Consider the following 17,233-nt stretch of genomic DNA (forward strand, 5'->3'; position numbering starts at 1 on the left):
GAAACAGATGAATGTAACCGTATACGAGTATAATAGTGAAACCGATAATTAATGCGATTCTACTCGAAGAATATTGTTCTCTTCTATATAGACTAATAACGGCGTAAATTACTAATGATTGTGCAATGAAATAGCCAATTAAAATCCAAGTTTCCTTTGTTAACATACGGAAGTTTGAAAGGTCCAAGATAAAAGTTAAAGTGAAATAAATGTTCATAATAACAATAAAGATGCTATCGAATGAAAATTGAGCAAGACCCTTAATAGAGTAAATTTTTATAAACTTTATAGCAAATCCAACAAAGAGTAAAACATATTGTATGATAAAAAAAGGTAATGCTTTATATGAGAATATAACTTGCTTATGAATAGAAAGTGAAGGAAGAAATAAAGTTATCTCCATAGCTAACCCGCATAGACAAGTACATAATAATAAAATCCAAAATAATTTATCACCATGCGTCATTTTTCTAATCGCTTTACATAAGCAATAGCAAGAAAAAAGTGCAGCGAAACAGAATAAGAAAAGAATCCCGATTTCTTTTATATACGACTCATTTGGTATAAGGAATATCCAAAGAGCAAATATAAATATGTATATTATGACAGATTGTATATACTTTTTTTGATTAATCATATTGTGACTCCGTTTCAATAAAGTTGAATCTCGGGGAGAAAATGCTAATTTAAATAATAGCATATAAAATAGAATATTTTTTACTATAAAAATTACTTTTTTGAAAAAATGGTGCAAAGTTACAATTTACCACTGTAACTTTGCACCACCTATTCTTTTCATTCCTCTTATAGCAGAAAGTTCATCTATTAATTGGAATAGTGCTAAGTCTTTTTGTTTACTTTCAATCATAATATCGAAATTATGATTGTTTTTTTTCGCAATGTGTAAGAAAGGCTTAATAAACTCTAAATCGATATATTCAGCATGGGCCCTAAATTCTTTTTCCGATCTCGGGGAGGAAATGTGAACTTTAGGAGAGATATTTGTATGTGACCAAGTTTCAAAAATTGCAGGAAGCAACTCTTCTAGTGGTTCTTCGCAAGGATTGGCCATATGATGATGATAATCAAATACAAATGGGATATTTTCTTTTTGGCAAATTGATAAAGTTTCAGCGGTTGTATAGGTTTTATCATCGTTTTCAAGAGTCATTTGTTTTTTTATATGTGTAGGAAGTTTTTTTATGTTTTCATGGAAGCGCTCAATTGCCTTTTCTTTATTTCCATAGGCTCCACCTACATGAATATTAATGTAAGAAGAATCTGCAATGCCTATAGCATCCAATATTTTATAATGATAAGTCATATCCGTAATAGCGTTAGTAGTAATATGTGGTTTGTCGCTTGTAAATAGCGTAAATTGATTCGGATGAAAACTTATTCGTAAATTGTGTTCTTTAATTAAAGCCCCTATTTTATGCCAAAGTGGTGTGAATACCCCAATATAGTCAAACTCGAATTCGGGATGTGTTGCAAGTGGGACGATGGAAGACGATAGGCGATATAGTGGGATTTCATGTGCTATATTGTAATGAAGGATACGTATTGTGTGCTCTAAATTTTGCCTTATAATATGGTACAGTTTGTCTTCTCGTTCTTGCTTGCTAAGTTTCTTAAAGCTTGTAAACGTCATTGTTTTGGCAGGAGAACAGTCCCAGAGTGCCATTGCATGTGAGACATATCCAAACCGTATAATCATATGAGATACACCTCTTTTATTCATTGTCTTTCCTATAAAAAGAAAGCAAACATTGTTCCAATCCATTCCTTTCCTCTATCGATAAGAGAAGGCGGGTTTACATCGCTATAGGAAAGTACGGATGCATTCTCTAGATCTTCATGGAATTTATTTTTTACTGTTTGAATGAAATGTTTATTATATAACAGGCAGTTTATTTCATGATTAATATATAAACTTCTCATATCAAAGTTTGCCGTTCCGATATCACAAATATCATCGTCCACTATAATAATTTTGGCGTGAAAAAAACCTTGTTGAAATGCATAAATATTGCAACCAGCCTGTATTAATTTTCGGCAGTACGGGAATTTTGCTTCCCGAACGAGAGGGTGATCAGCTTTTTCTGGAACAAGAATTGTGATTTGAACCCCTCTTTCTCTTGCTTTTAATAAGGCATTCATAATTTTTTTTCCAGGAATGAAATATGGTGTACCGATACAGATTTCTTTTTTTGCCGCGTTAATTAAATGTAAAAAAGTATGCTGTAAATAAGCACCATCAGTCGGAATAAATTGATGCAGGATGGTACCTGGTTGTTGTTTTGGAAAATAAAGAGAAGCATCCAATAAATTCTGTTTCGTATCATCAAACCAATCATGTAAAAATTGCTTTTGTAAATCTTGAACCCCTTCTCCTGTAAGACGTAAATGATAGTCTCGCCATAATCCTAAGTGTTCATTATGCCCTAGATACTCTTCGCCAATATTAAATCCCCCGATATAGCCGGTTTTCCCATCAATCACTGTAATTTTTCTATGATTTCTTTGATTGGCAGAAAAGAAAGGAAGAGGAAATTTTACCTTATGACAAAATGAAAAAGATACACCATGTTTTTGCAGGGAGCGAATAGCTTCGTTTGATAAAGAATGGCTGCCAAATCGATCAAGTAAAAGTCGTACTTCAATTCCTTCCTGAGCCTTATCAATCAACAATTTTAAAAATTCACGACTGATTTTATCGTTTTTTACAATGAAGAATAAAATATGAATGTGGTGCTGTGCTTGTTTTATGTCAGTAAATAAAGCGTCATATAAATCTTTCCCGTATGTATAAAGGCGAAAATCACTTTGACGTAAAGGGAAAGTGCGAGAGCTTACTCGTTTTAAATGAAGAAGTCGCCCGTATGAAAGGTCAATTGTAATCCAAAGAGCAACGGATATTAACAAAAGAGATAAGTAGAGCATCAGTGAATTCCCTCCTTCGCATTCTTTTCACCTTCAGTGTGTTACAAATGATATGGGTAGCACGGCTGTTATTATAAATTTCTTTAGAGGATAGATGTTGTACTGGTTAAAGTTTCACTTTACCCCGCTTTAACGGGCAGTAAGCTTCCTATTTCAAAAATTGATGAATAAGCAGAAGCTAGTTAGGAAATCAACTGCCCGTAAAAGCCCGATTGGTTCAACTAATAATCAGCGGGGGAAGAACCGCCCCTACTGATTAAAGTTTCACTTTATAGTTTCACCGAAATAAACAGCTTTATGAAAAAATGTGTTGTTCTATAACAAAAAACTGTTGACTGAATGCTCACTCATTATATAATGGGGATAGGGGATATAATTCAGAAAATTATATATTTTTGAAGATTCAAAAAGAAAGAGGGCTTACAAAGAGAGGGGTAGCATAAAAATGAATAGCTTACTGATTATTAATTGGCTGGCTGCCATTGCTGTTATTGCTTATGCAGGATATTTGTTTGTATATCTTATACGGACGAGAATGGCCTACATACAATTAGGAAAAAAAATTGAGTTTGACCGTCGTTTTAAAGAGCGTTGGGATCTCCTTAAGGTCAATGTTTTCGGTCAGAAAAAGCTGCTGAAAGATAAGAAAAGCGGCATCATTCACGTTATGTTCTTTTACGGATTTATTCTTGTCCAATTTGGAGCAATTGACTTCGTTTGGAAAGGACTCGCACCAGGATCACATCTTCCACTTGGACCACTATACCCTGCATTTACATTCTTCCAGGAAATTGTCACACTTGTTATTTTAATTGCAGTATTTTGGGCTTTTCATAGACGTTATGTAGAAAAGCTTGTTCGTTTAAAACGTAACTTCAAATCAGGTCTTGTTCTTATTTTTATCGGTGGTTTAATGATTTCTGTGCTACTTGGTAACGGTATGGGACTTATATGGCATGGCGAGGAGCTTTCATGGAGTGAACCAATTGCTTCTGCAATCGCTTACGTTTTTAGCGGGATAAATGAAACCGTAGCCATTTCAGTGTTCTATTTTTCTTGGTGGGTGCATTTACTAATTTTGTTAACGTTTTTAGTGTATGTTCCACAATCAAAACATGCGCATTTAATTGCAGGACCAGCTAATGTATTCTTCGGTCGTCTTTCAAACCCAGGGAAGCTTGAAAAGATTGATTTTGAAGATGAAACGCAAGAAACATTTGGTGTTGGTAAAATTGAAGACTTTAGACAAAATCAACTTATTGACTTATACGCTTGTGTAGAGTGTGGCCGTTGTACAAATATGTGTCCGGCAACAGGAACAGGAAAAATGTTATCACCGATGGACTTAATTTTAAAACTTCGCGATCATTTAACTGATAAAGGAGCTGCGGTAACATCAAAAGCACCGTGGGTTCCAGTAGTTGCCTTCAATAATACACAAGGAAATCAGTTAGCGATGATGGCAGCTGGAAAAGGGCAACAAGAATCAGCGTCTACAACGCTCGCTTACGATCCGAGTTTAATCGGAGATGTTATTACAGAAGAAGAGATTTGGGCATGTACAACGTGTCGTAACTGTGAAGATCAATGCCCAGTTATGAATGAGCATGTTGACAAAATTATTGACTTACGTCGATATCTCGTTTTGACTGAAGGGAAAATGGACGCGGAAGCACAACGCGCGATGACAAATATCGAGCGTCAAGGAAATCCGTGGGGGCTGAACCGTAAAGAGCGTGAAACATGGCGCCAAGGTGATGACGAAGTAACAGTTCCAACTGTAAAAGAAAAATCAAAAGCTGGGGAGGAATTCGAGTATTTATTCTGGGTTGGTTCAATGGGATCATACGACAATCGTAGTCAGAAGATTGCGATATCGTTTGCGAAGTTAATGAACGAAGCAGGCATTTCATTCGCAATTCTCGGTAATAAAGAAAAGAATTCTGGAGATACACCACGCCGCCTTGGAAATGAATTTGTATTCCAAGAGATGGCGACAAAGAATATCGAAGAATTTGAAAAGGCAGGAGTGAAGAAAATCGTTACGATTGATCCTCATGCTTATAACACATTTAAAAATGAGTATCCGGACTTTGGCTTGCAAGCAGAAGTCTATCATCATACAGAATTGTTAGCTCAGTGGGTGAAAGAAGGGCGCTTAAAGCCTGTTCACGCTATTGAAGAAACAGTTACGTACCATGATTCCTGTTATTTAGGAAGATACAACGAAGTGTATGAAGCGCCACGTGACATTTTGAAAGCGATTCCTGGGGTGAATCTTGTAGAAATGGCACGTAACCGTGAAACGGGAATGTGCTGTGGTGCAGGTGGTGGCTTAATGTGGATGGAAGAAACAACAGGTTCACGTATTAACGTTGCTCGTACAGAACAAGCATTAGCTGTACAGCCATCCATTATCGGTACAGGTTGTCCATATTGCTTAACGATGATCAGTGATGGAACGAAAGCGAAAGAGGTAGAAGAGAAAGTTCAAACTCTTGATGTGACAGAGATTTTAGAACGATCTGTTATCGGACAGAAAAAAGAAGCGATGTAATTTGTAAGAATGTATACAACTTTAGAAAGAGGTGCAATGATTGCACCTCTTCTCAACGTAGGGATACCGAGCGAGCGCTCAGTGTTAAAAAATGAAATGGGGGAAAGAAACATGAGTAAAACAGTTATTTTAAGTGCTGCAAGAACACCAGTTGGAAAATTTGGAGGATCTTTAAAAGATGTAAAAGCGACGGAACTTGGAGGAATTGCAATTAAAGCAGCGCTTGAAAGAGCAAATGTTGCGGCTAGTGATGTTGAAGAAGTTATATTTGGAACGGTTATTCAAGGTGGACAGGGGCAAATTCCATCGCGCCAAGCTGCGAGGGCTGCTGGAATCCCTTGGGAAGTGCAGACGGAAACAGTGAATAAAGTTTGTGCATCAGGACTTCGTGCGGTTACGTTAGCGGATCAGATTATTCGTACTGGCGATCAATCACTGATTGTAGCCGGCGGTATGGAGTCGATGAGTAACAGTCCTTACATTTTACGCGGAGCAAGATGGGGATACAGAATGGGTAACAACGAAGTTGTTGATTTAAACATTGCTGACGGTTTAACATGCGCATTTTCAGGTACACACATGGGCGTTTATGGCGGAGAAGTTGCGAAGGAAGATGGAATTTCTCGCGAAGCGCAAGATGAATGGGCATATCGTAGCCATCAGCGTGCGGTTTCAGCGCATAAAGAAGGGCGTTTTGAAGAGGAAATCGTGCCAGTAACGATTCCGCAAAGAAAAGGCGATCCTATTGTCGTTGCAAAGGATGAGGCGCCACGTGAAGATACAACGATTGAAAAGTTAGCAAAGTTAAAACCTGTATTTGATAAGACAGCGACGGTGACAGCTGGTAATGCGCCGGGACTAAATGATGGTGGTGCCGCACTTGTATTAATGAGCGAAGACAGAGCGAAGCAAGAAGGAAGAAAGCCATTAGCGACAATTTTGGCACATACAGCAATTGCAGTGGAATCTAAAGATTTCCCAAGAACGCCAGGTTATGCAATTAACGCATTGCTTGAAAAAACAGGCAAGAAAATTGAAGACATCGATTTATTCGAGATTAATGAAGCATTTGCAGCGGTAGCAATTGCAAGTACAGAAATCGCAGGAATTGATCCGGAAAAATTGAATGTAAATGGCGGCGCGGTAGCGATGGGACATCCAATTGGAGCAAGCGGAGCGCGCATTATCGTTACACTAATCCATGCACTTAAGCAGCGCGGCGGCGGAATTGGAATTGCTTCGATTTGTAGCGGTGGCGGTCAAGGGGACGCAGTGATGATTGAAGTTCACTAATTAAAGTTCGAGGGTATAAAATTTATTAACAATTAAGGGGGAAGAAAAAATGGGTGTACAAAACATTGTTGTAATTGGTGCAGGGCAAATGGGATCAGGAATTGCACAAGTATGTGCAATGGCAGGATATGACGTGAAGGTACAAGATTTAAAGCAAGAGCAATTAGATAGAGGAATGGCTATCATTACGAAAAACTTAGCGCGCCAAGTAGAAAAAGGACGCATGAAGGAAGAAGAGAAGGAAGCGACATTAAATCGTCTTACAGTAACGCTTGATTTAGATTGTGTGAAAGAAGCGGATCTTATTATTGAAGCAGCTGTTGAGAAAATGGATATTAAAAAGAAAATCTTTGCGAATCTAGATGAAATTGCTCCAGAACACGCAATTTTAGCGACGAATACGTCATCTCTGCCAATTACAGAAATTGCAGCGGTAACGAAGCGTCCGGAAAAAGTAATCGGTATGCACTTTATGAATCCAGTCCCAGTTATGAAGCTTGTTGAGATTATTCGTGGTTTGGCTACCGATGATGCGGTATATGAAGCAATTGAAGATATTACGAAAAAAATTGGGAAAGTACCAGTTGAAGTGAATGATTTCCCAGGTTTTGTATCAAACCGCATTTTACTACCGATGATTAACGAAGCAATTTATACGTTATATGAAGGTGTAGCGACGAAAGAAGCAATTGATGAAGTCATGAAGCTTGGTATGAACCATCCGATGGGGCCTTTGACACTCGCTGATTTTATCGGTTTAGATACGTGTTTATACATTATGGAAGTGTTGCATGAAGGATTAGGAGATAGTAAATATCGCCCATGTCCATTATTACGTAAGTATGTGAATGCAGGATGGTTAGGGCGTAAAACAGGTCGTGGATTCTACGTTTACGAATAAATGCCCCCTTTGTTACAACATAGTGGTCTTACCAAATTATTTAAAGGATATATAGCAAATGGAGGCGGAATATATGAACTTTCGTTTTAATGAAGAGCAGCAAATGATGAGGAAAATGGTTCGGGATTTTGCACAGAAGGAAATAGCTCCCTTTGTTCCTAGTATGGAACAAGGGGTGTTCCCGAAAGAGATTTTGCAAAAGATGGGTGAGCTTGGATTAATGGGTATTCCAGCGCCTGCAAAATACGGTGGGGCAGAAATGGACTTTATTTCTTACATTCTAGCAATTGAGGAAATCTCAAAGGTAAGTGCAACAGTTGGTGTAATTTTAGCTGTACATACGTCAGTTGGAATGAATCCGATTTTATATTTTGGAACAGAAGAACAGAAGAAAAAATATGTTTCTAAACTTGCAACCGGGGAATATTTAGGTGCATTTGCTTTAACAGAGCCAAATGCAGGATCAGATGCAGGGAGTTTGAAATCAAGAGCTGTGAAAAAAGGTGATCATTATATTATTAATGGATCGAAAGTGTTTATTACAAATGGTGGTGAAGCGAGTACATACATTGTATTCGCTTCTACAAATCCAGAGGCAGGAAAAAGTGGCATTTCTGCATTTATAGTAGAGAAAGATACACCGGGTTTAATCATTGGAAAAGATGAACATAAGATGGGACTTCTCGGTTCTCGTACAGTAAAACTTACTTTTGAAGATATGAAAGTGCCAGCTGAGAATTTACTTGGGGAAGAAGGACAAGGATTCAAAGTGGCGATGGCGAATTTAGATGTTGGGCGAATTGGAATCGGTGCGCAGGCTTTAGGAATTGCTGAAGCGGCGCTTGGCTGTGCAATTGATTATGCAAAAGAAAGAGAGCAATTCGGGAAGCCAATTGCGGCGCAGCAAGGGATTGGCTTCAAGCTTGCAGATATGGCAACAAGTGTCGAGGCAGCAAGGTTACTCGTATATAGAGCGGCATCTCTTAGGGCACAAGGATTACCATGCGGTAAAGAAGCATCTATTGCGAAATTATTTGCTTCTAAGACAGCGGTTGAAGTCGCGATTGAGGCGGTGCAAGTATTTGGTGGTTACGGTTATACGAAAGACTATCCAGTAGAACGATTTTTCCGTGATGCGAAAATCACGCAAATATATGAAGGAACAAGTGAAATACAGAAACTTGTTATTAGCCGTGCTTTATAAAAGGGCGAGGGGGAGACGGAGATGCATTTTAAACTATCAGAAGAACATGAAATGATAAGAAAAATGGTTCGAGATTTTGCTAAAAATGAAGTGGCACCAACAGCAGCTGAGCGTGATGAAGAAGAGCGATTTGATCGAGAGTTATTTGATCAAATGGCAGAGCTTGGTTTAACTGGTATTCCATGGCCTGAAGAGTACGGCGGAATTGGAAGCGATTACTTAGCATACGTAATCGCTATTGAAGAATTATCTCGCGTTTGTGCTTCAACAGGTGTAACACTGTCCGCGCATACTTCACTTGCGGGATGGCCAATTTTTAAATTTGGGACGGAAGAGCAAAAGCAAAAGTTTTTACGACCGATGGCTGAAGGGAAGAAAATTGGTGCATACGGCTTAACGGAACCAGGATCTGGATCGGATGCTGGTGGAATGAAGACGATTGCTAAAAGAGATGGAGACCATTATGTATTAAATGGATCAAAAATATTTATCACTAATGGTGGTATTGCTGATATTTATGTTGTTTTTGCACTAACTGATCCTGAATCGAAGCAGCGCGGTACGAGTGCATTTATTGTAGAAAGTGATACACCGGGATTTTCAGTTGGGAAGAAGGAGAGCAAGCTAGGGATTCGCTCTTCACCAACGACTGAAATTATGTTTGAAGATTGCCGTATTCCTGTAGAGAATCTACTTGGAGGAGAGGGGCAAGGGTTTAAAGTTGCGATGCAAACATTAGATGGAGGTCGTAACGGTATTGCGGCGCAAGCTGTTGGTATTGCACAAGGGGCTTTAGATGCTTCTGTAGAATATGCAAGGGAGCGCCATCAGTTTGGAAAACCAATTGCGGCGCAGCAAGGGATTGGCTTTAAACTTGCGGATATGGCAACAGATGTAGAAGCAGCACGCCTTTTAACATATCAAGCGGCTTGGCTTGAATCAGAAGGGCTTCCGTATGGAAAAGAATCAGCGATGTCAAAAGTATTTGCAGGCGATGCAGCTATGAAGGTGACGACTGAAGCGGTGCAAGTATTTGGTGGTTACGGTTATACGAAAGATTATCCAGTAGAGCGTTATATGCGAGATGCAAAGATTACACAAATATATGAAGGAACACAAGAGATTCAGAGGCTTGTAATTTCTCGTATGTTAACGAAGTAGGAACGAAAGCGTAGGTATTTTCCTACGCTTTTTCCTTCCAAAAAATAATAGAGAGAGGTGAAGGGAATGGTTAAACATAATGTACATGCATCGGTGAAAGATGAAAAATTAGTCGCGTTAAGACGTGAACAAATGATTAAAGGTGCGGTGCAACTGTTTAAACAAAAAGGATTTCCGCGTACAACAACGAGAGAAATTGCAAAAGCGGCTGGATTTAGTATTGGAACGCTTTATGAATACATTCGTACAAAAGACGATGTTTTGTATTTAGTTTGTGATAGTATTTATGAACATGTAAAAGAAAGATTAGAGGAAGTAGTTTGTACAGAAAAAGGAAGTGTAGAAAGTTTAAAGATAGCGATAACGAATTATTTTAAAGTGATGGACGAATTGCAGGAAGAAGTATTAATAATGTATCAAGAGGTACGCTTTTTACCGAAAGAATCACTCCCATATGTATTAGAAAAGGAGTTTCAAATGGTAGGAATGTTCGAGAATATTTTAGAACAGTGTACGGAAAATGGAACATTTACATTAAATAAAAAAGAAATACAGCTTCTTGCGCATAATATTTTTATACAAGGACAGATGTGGGGATTTAGACGCTGGGCGCTGCAAAAACTGTATACGCTCGAAGAATATACAGAAATGCAAATTAGGTATGTATTGCAAGGGGCCCATATGCTTCCGAAATAAGGAACAGACAAATTATAATTTTACTACCCTATAAAAGTTTCCCGTTTTTTTTGTAGCATATTTGTGCGACTTTTGTTTATAATGAATAGTATGGATTTTTTTAAGCAGGCCGTTATATATAAGGTTATATTTGATGAAAGGAAGTGCCGCATAAGTGGATTTTAAGCAATATTCACCAGAAGAGCTAAAAGAATGTTCAATGATTGAAGTTGTACATAGCGTTTTAGGGGATAAAAAACAAGCAACGACATTCAACGAGTTGGTTCAAGAAATCGCTCAAGTGCTGGGACTATCTCAAGAGCAAGTTAATGCGAAAATCGCACAATTTTATACAGACTTAAACATCGATGGACGTTTCATTAATTTAGGAGAAAATCGTTGGGGGCTACGCAGCTGGTACCCATATGAGCAAATTGATGAAGAAATCTTGCCTCAACCAAAACCGAAGAAGAAACGTAAAGTTGAAGAAGACGGTTTTGACGACTACATTGAAGAAGATGAAGACTTCGACGATGCAGACATAACTGAAGATGAAGATGATGATGTAGAAGATTTGGACAAGGTTCTTGAAGATGAAGACGGAGATGACGATGATCTTGATGATTTAGATGAAGATGATGACGACTTCGCCGAAGAAGAACTTGAGTATGATGAAACTGAAGAAGAAGAAGAGGAAGAACTGTAGTTCTTGACTTTTCATTATCGTCCATGTAGAATCATTTTTGGGCTCTTTAAAAAAGGACGATAATACTTTTAAAGTGTAAATATAAAAGAAAATTGCTCCCTACTTATTACTTTTTGTGATGAGGGGAGCAATTTTCTTTTTTGTTTTTTGTTTAGAAAATAAAAAGAGTCTAACAATAAGATGGATACAGTGTTATCTACATACGTTGCGCTTTGCAACGGTGATTATATAACAACAGAGTAGAAGGGAGCTTTTTCATGACTAAGTATATTTTTGTAACAGGCGGTGTAGTATCGTCTTTAGGAAAAGGTATTACAGCAGCATCTCTTGGAAGACTTTTAAAAAATCGTGGTTTAAACGTAACGATTCAAAAGTTTGATCCATACATTAACGTAGACCCAGGGACTATGAGCCCATACCAACACGGTGAGGTATTCGTAACAGATGATGGCGCTGAAACTGACTTAGACCTTGGTCACTATGAGCGTTTCATCGACATTAACTTAAACAAATACAGCAACGTAACAACAGGTAAAATTTACTCTTCAGTTCTTCAAAAAGAGCGTCGCGGTGAATATTTAGGAGGAACAGTTCAAGTTATTCCTCATATTACTAACGAAATTAAAGAACGCGTATATCGTTCTGGTCGTGAAACAAATGCGGATGTTGTTATTACAGAAATCGGTGGAACTGTTGGTGACATCGAGTCTCTACCATTCTTAGAAGCAATCCGTCAAATTAAGAGCGACATCGGTCGTGACAATGTAATGTACATTCACTGTACGTTAATCCCGTACTTAAAAGCAGCGGGTGAAATGAAGACAAAACCAACACAACATAGTGTTAAAGAACTTCGTAGCTTAGGTATTCAACCAAACATTATCGTTGTTCGTACAGAAATGCCTGTTTCTCAAGATATGAAAGACAAGCTTGCATTATTCTGTGACATCGATACAAAAGCAGTTATCGAAGCTCGCGATGCAGATACTTTATATGCGGTTCCATTATCTCTTCAAGAACAAAACATGGACCAAATCGTTTGTGATCACTTAAAATTAGACAATCCAGCTGCAGATATGACAGAGTGGACTGCGCTAGTTAACAAAGTGCGTAATCTTTCTAAGAAAACAAAAATCGCTCTTGTTGGTAAATATGTAGAACTTCAAGATGCTTATATTTCTGTTGTAGAAGCACTTCGTCATGCTGGTTACTCATTCGACACAGATGTAGAAGTAAAATGGGTAAATGCTGAGCACGTAACAGCAGAAAACGTAAAAGAATTAGTTGGCGATACAGATGGTATCCTTGTACCAGGTGGCTTCGGCGATCGTGGTGTAGAAGGTAAAATCGTTGCGATTCAATATGCTCGTGAAAACAAAGTTCCATTCTTAGGAATTTGCTTAGGTATGCAACTTGCATCAATCGAATTCGCACGTAATGTATTAGGTTTAGAAGGTGCTAACTCTTCTGAAATCAACCCTGACACACCATATGCAATCATCGACTTATTACCAGAACAAAAAGATGTAGAGGACCTAGGTGGTACACTTCGTCTTGGTCTATACCCATGTAAGCTTGCTGAAGAAACAAATGCTTACAATGCTTATAATGAGCCGGTTGTATATGAGCGTCATCGTCATCGTTATGAGTTCAACAACCAGTTCCGTCCGGATATGGAAAAAGAAGGATTTGTATTCTCTGGTACAAGCCCAGACGGCCGTCTAGTTGAAATCATTGAATTAAAAGACCACCCTTGGTTCGTGGCAGCACAGTTCCACCCAGAACTTGTTTCTCGTCCAAACCGTCCACAACCATTGTTCCATGACTTCGTAAGAGCTTCTATTACGAATAAAGAGAGCAAGTAATAAAAAAAGCGCCTGAAATAAGGCGCTTTTTTTAATATTCATTTAACATTTCATCGATTGTAAATTTGATTCCGTGATAAGCAAATAAAGCTACTATTAAACTTGGGAATCCGTAGCGATTACCTTCATCGTCTGGAATAAGACCTTTTAACAGTTTTGTATCAATATGTACGTCTGTATATCGTTCGAGTGATTCCGTACCTTCTTGAAGAGCAGAAATGCCGACAATAGAGTGTCCCTCTTCTTGTAGTTTTTTTGCAATTTCTACAACCGCTTCATCTGTTGAAAAACGGCTAATAAGAAGTACACGATCCGCAGAGGTTACTTCTGCTTCTTTACCATTTTCAAATAATCGTTTTGCTTGCTTCATTGGTTCAGCACCGAATAGTGCTTCAGCAACGACACCCTCCATTTCATTTGTACCATGTAAATAAATGAAACCTTCGCCAATTAATGCTTGAGCAAGTAGACGGGCGCTATCTTCTATATTCATTTCCTCTTTTTGAGAAACTCTGGAGAAATAACCACTTAATTGAGTTGAAAAAATTTTTAACATAATGTTACTCCCTTCGTACGTGTTTGCCGGCTTTCATTATAGTTTATTTTTTTAGAAAGGTGAAATCGTAGGGTAGCATAACAAAATAGGAAACGGTAAAATAAGAAAGAATAGGAAGGAATTTGCCAAAGAATAGCGAAAATAAATCGTTAAGATATAAGAAGCTTTAAATCTTGTACTTACACAGAAAGGTTGGGAATTATGGAAGGTAAAATTTTAATCGTTGATGATCAATATGGGATTCGTGTGCTATTACATGAAGTGTTCCAAAAAGAAGGTTATCAGACATTCCAAGCAGCAAATGGATTTCAAGCTTTAGATATCGTGAAAAAAGATAATCCAGATTTAGTAGTGTTAGATATGAAAATTCCAGGCATGGATGGTATAGAGATTTTAAAGCATGTAAAAGAAATTGATGAGAGTATTAAAGTAATTTTAATGACTGCTTATGGAGAGCTTGATATGATCCAAGAAGCAAAAGATTTAGGTGCTTTAATGCATTTTGCTAAACCATTTGATATTGATGAAATTCGTCAAGCTGTGAGAAATGAGCTCGCTGTAGAGGCGTAAAAATGAATTTTTTATAAAAAATATGGAAAAAAGCGTTTACATGGACTATTGTGCAGGTGAATACGGTTGAGTTTTTGAGTACAAGTTGTTATCCTATTGAGTGTAGAAAAAAGTCCGGTATGTAGATATACATATTTTACCTTATTCTGGTCATACTACCAGCGATAAGAACTTATCGGATACAAAAAACGTTTTTTAGGAGGATTCACCATGCCTTTAGTTTCTATGAAAGAAATGCTAAACAAAGCACTAGAAGGAAAATACGCAGTTGGTCAATTCAACATGAACAACTTAGAGTGGACTCAAGCTATCTTAGCTGCTGCGGAAGAAGAAAAATCTCCTGTAATCCTAGGTGTATCTGAGGGTGCAGCTCGTCATATGACTGGTTTCAAAACAGTTGTAGCTATGGTTAAAGCTTTAATCGAAGAAATGAACATCACTGTTCCTGTAGCGATTCACCTTGATCATGGTTCAAGCTTCGAAAAATGTAAAGAAGCAATCGATGCAGGTTTCACATCTGTAATGATCGACGCTTCTCACCACCCATTCGAAGAAAACGTTGAAACTACTAAACAAGTAGTAGAATACGCACACGCTCGTAACGTATCTGTTGAAGCTGAGCTTGGAACAGTTGGCGGACAAGAAGACGACGTAATCGCTGAAGGCGTAATTTACGCTGACCCAGCAGAGTGTAAGCACCTTGTTGAAGCAACAGGTATCGATTGCCTAGCTCCAGCTTTAGGTTCTGTACACGGTCCTTACAAAGGTGAGCCTAACTTAGGATTCGCTGAAATGGAACAAGTTCGTGACTTCACTGGCGTACCTTTAGTATTACATGGTGGTACTGGTATCCCAACTGCTGATATCGAAAAAGCTATCTCTTTAGGTACTTCAAAAATCAACGTAAACACTGAGAACCAAATCGAGTTTACAAAAGCTGTTCGTGAAGTATTAAACAAAGACCAAGAAGTTTACGATCCTCGTAAATTTATCGGACCTGGCCGCGACGCTATCAAAGCAACTGTTATTGGTAAAATTCGCGAATTCGGTTCTAACGGTAAAGCGTAAGAATAAAATTCCGTTTTGGAAACCGTCTAGTCTTTTAGACGGTTTCCTTTCGTTGTATAATGAAAGCGTGAACAAGTCTAAAGATTTTATCATTTTTGGTTTTTAAATAGAAAATAATGTGCATAGTCCTATTAATAAATGTGATAACGTATCTAAATTGATAAAGTGAATTCGATGAATAGTTGATCTTTATCTATTCGTGCTACAGGAGAAATGAAGATAATGGTTTCCTATTTATTGAGTTTTGGGATGGAAAGAGTAATTGAGATTCTTAAGGGGAGCTTTCTATAAAAAGATAGAAAGTAAATACATTCACAAGAAGGGAGCTCAATATGGAAAAATTGCTAATTGAAGGCGGAAGAGCTTTAAATGGAACAATTCGAGTAAGTGGTGCAAAGAACAGTGCCGTTGCATTAATTCCAGCGACAATTTTAGCAGATACTCCAGTAACTATTGGTGGTGTCCCTAATATTTCGGACGTGAAAATGTTAGGAGACTTACTAGAGGAAATTGGAGGGAAAGTAACTTATGGACAGGAGGAAGAAATGGTAGTCGATCCTTCTAACATGGTTGCAATGCCTTTGCCAAATGGAAAAGTGAAAAAATTGCGCGCTTCTTATTATTTAATGGGTGCAATGCTTGGCCGTTTTAAAAAAGCTGTTATTGGGCTTCCGGGTGGATGTCATTTAGGCCCGAGGCCGATTGATCAGCATATTAAAGGGTTTGAAGCGCTAGGTGCACATGTTACGAATGAACAAGGTGCCATCTATTTAAGAGCAGATGAGCTACGCGGGGCACGTATTTATTTAGATGTTGTTAGTGTAGGAGCTACAATTAATATTATGCTAGCAGCTGTACGAGCAAAAGGTAGAACTGTTATTGAAAATGCAGCGAAAGAGCCTGAGATCATTGATGTAGCTACATTGTTAACAAGCATGGGAGCACGTATTAAAGGTGCTGGTACTGATGTAATCCGAATAGATGGTGTTGACTCTTTACATGGTTGTCACCATACTATCATCCCAGATCGTATTGAAGCTGGTACGTATATGATTCTAGGAGCTGCATCAGGAGGAGAAGTAACGGTTGATAACGTTATTCCTCAGCATTTAGAATCAGTTACTGCAAAGCTAAGAGAAGCTGGTGTTCAAGTTGAAACGAACGATGATCAAATTACGGTGAACGGTAATAGAAAGTTAAAAGTAGTTGATATCAAAACGCTTGTATATCCAGGTTTTCCAACGGATTTACAACAGCCGTTTACGACGCTTTTAACAAAGGCGCACGGGACGGGAGTTGTAACAGATACAATTTACGGTGCCCGTTTCAAACACATTGATGAATTACGTCGTATGAATGCTCAAATTAAAGTAGAGGGTCGTTCGGCAATTGTAACTGGTCCTGTATTATTGCAAGGTGCAAAAGTGAAGGCGAGTGATTTACGAGCAGGAGCGGCACTTGTTATTGCAGGATTAATGGCAGATGGAATTACAGAAGTAACAGGACTTGAGCATATTGATCGAGGTTATGAGAATATAGTGGACAAGCTTAAAGGGCTTGGAGCAAACATTTGGCGAGAACAAATGACAAAGCAAGAAATTGAAGAAATGAAGAACGCATAAGTGATACTTCCGCAAGGGGGAAGTGAAGCATCACTACTTGCGGAAGTACACTTTATAGAAAAACACGGTTCACAAAATACGGCAGAAATATAAAGACTTAAAGGAGAGGGAT

The 17,233-nt window shown here is 38.2% G+C and carries 15 protein-coding genes; 11 read left to right on the plus strand and 4 right to left on the minus strand.

What is annotated here, in order from left to right; translation table 11 throughout:
• The 3 genes from ACQGS6_RS07715 to cls form a co-directional block, all read right to left on the minus strand.
• Positions 1-637, minus strand: a 637-nt coding sequence (locus tag ACQGS6_RS07715) for a DUF4084 domain-containing protein (RefSeq protein WP_426965009.1), incomplete at its 3' end; no start/stop codon positions are given.
• 126 nt (positions 638-763) lie between these two features.
• Positions 764-1,717 (minus strand): UV DNA damage repair endonuclease UvsE, encoded by a 954-nt coding sequence (uvsE, locus tag ACQGS6_RS07720; protein WP_426965010.1) that lies wholly within the window; start codon positions 1,715-1,717, stop codon positions 764-766.
• Between the two features lie 32 nt (positions 1,718-1,749).
• Positions 1,750-2,943, minus strand: coding sequence for a cardiolipin synthase (cls, locus tag ACQGS6_RS07725; protein ID WP_000966427.1), 1,194 nt, complete (start codon positions 2,941-2,943; stop codon positions 1,750-1,752).
• Positions 2,944-3,388: 445 nt separating this feature from the next.
• On the opposite strand from cls, the gene ACQGS6_RS07730 reads away from it, so the two are divergent.
• The 8 genes from ACQGS6_RS07730 to pyrG all read left to right on the plus strand — a co-directional run bounded on the left by ACQGS6_RS07730 (position 3,389) and on the right by pyrG (position 13,305).
• Positions 3,389-5,500: a heterodisulfide reductase-related iron-sulfur binding cluster gene (locus tag ACQGS6_RS07730; RefSeq protein WP_001086776.1), complete on the plus strand. Its 2,112-nt coding sequence runs from the start codon at positions 3,389-3,391 to the stop codon at positions 5,498-5,500.
• 9 nt (positions 5,501-5,509) lie between these two features.
• Positions 5,510-6,793 (plus strand): acetyl-CoA C-acetyltransferase, encoded by a 1,284-nt coding sequence (locus ACQGS6_RS07735; protein ID WP_009327427.1) that lies wholly within the window; start codon positions 5,510-5,512, stop codon positions 6,791-6,793.
• Positions 6,794-6,842: 49 nt separating this feature from the next.
• A complete protein-coding gene (locus ACQGS6_RS07740; RefSeq protein ID WP_000538880.1) occupies positions 6,843-7,694 on the plus strand; it encodes a 3-hydroxybutyryl-CoA dehydrogenase in 852 nt (283 codons plus the stop codon).
• Between the two features lie 73 nt (positions 7,695-7,767).
• On the plus strand, positions 7,768-8,898 hold the full coding sequence (locus ACQGS6_RS07745) for an acyl-CoA dehydrogenase (RefSeq protein WP_426965011.1): 1,131 nt from the start codon (positions 7,768-7,770) through the stop codon (positions 8,896-8,898).
• Positions 8,899-8,919: 21 nt separating this feature from the next.
• Positions 8,920-10,059, plus strand: a complete 1,140-nt coding sequence (gene acdA, locus ACQGS6_RS07750) for an acyl-CoA dehydrogenase AcdA (RefSeq protein WP_000545549.1) — start codon at positions 8,920-8,922, stop codon at positions 10,057-10,059.
• Between the two features lie 66 nt (positions 10,060-10,125).
• Positions 10,126-10,755, plus strand: coding sequence for a TetR/AcrR family transcriptional regulator (locus ACQGS6_RS07755; RefSeq protein WP_000238605.1), 630 nt, complete (start codon positions 10,126-10,128; stop codon positions 10,753-10,755).
• Positions 10,756-10,909: 154 nt separating this feature from the next.
• Positions 10,910-11,440 carry a DNA-directed RNA polymerase subunit delta gene (rpoE, locus tag ACQGS6_RS07760; protein ID WP_000346284.1) on the plus strand — a complete coding sequence of 177 codons (531 nt, stop codon included), beginning with the start codon at positions 10,910-10,912 and terminating at the stop codon, positions 11,438-11,440.
• Positions 11,441-11,697: 257 nt separating this feature from the next.
• Entirely contained in the window at positions 11,698-13,305 is a 1,608-nt protein-coding gene (pyrG, locus tag ACQGS6_RS07765) for a CTP synthase (protein ID WP_000170460.1), read from the plus strand.
• A gap of 31 nt (positions 13,306-13,336) precedes the next feature.
• Here pyrG and ACQGS6_RS07770 read toward each other — a convergent pair whose 3' ends face one another.
• On the minus strand, positions 13,337-13,861 hold the full coding sequence (locus tag ACQGS6_RS07770; RefSeq protein ID WP_000912392.1) for a DUF2529 domain-containing protein: 525 nt from the start codon (positions 13,859-13,861) through the stop codon (positions 13,337-13,339).
• A 201-nt stretch (positions 13,862-14,062) separates the two neighbouring features.
• Here ACQGS6_RS07770 and spo0F point away from each other — a divergent pair, with 201 nt between their 5' ends.
• From spo0F to murA, 3 genes are all read left to right on the plus strand, one after another.
• Positions 14,063-14,431 (plus strand): sporulation initiation phosphotransferase Spo0F, encoded by a 369-nt coding sequence (spo0F, locus tag ACQGS6_RS07775; protein WP_000398594.1) that lies wholly within the window; start codon positions 14,063-14,065, stop codon positions 14,429-14,431.
• Between the two features lie 210 nt (positions 14,432-14,641).
• On the plus strand, positions 14,642-15,499 hold the full coding sequence (locus ACQGS6_RS07780) for a class II fructose-bisphosphate aldolase (RefSeq protein WP_001131855.1): 858 nt from the start codon (positions 14,642-14,644) through the stop codon (positions 15,497-15,499).
• Positions 15,500-15,831: 332 nt separating this feature from the next.
• Positions 15,832-17,121 (plus strand): UDP-N-acetylglucosamine 1-carboxyvinyltransferase, encoded by a 1,290-nt coding sequence (murA, locus tag ACQGS6_RS07785; protein WP_000413254.1) that lies wholly within the window; start codon positions 15,832-15,834, stop codon positions 17,119-17,121.
• The last annotated feature ends 112 nt before the right edge of the window (positions 17,122-17,233 follow it).

The sequence above is a fragment of the Bacillus sp. GMs2/2 genome, assembly GCF_050172095.1.
GTDB classification, from domain to species: domain Bacteria; phylum Bacillota; class Bacilli; order Bacillales; family Bacillaceae_G; genus Bacillus_A; species Bacillus_A cereus.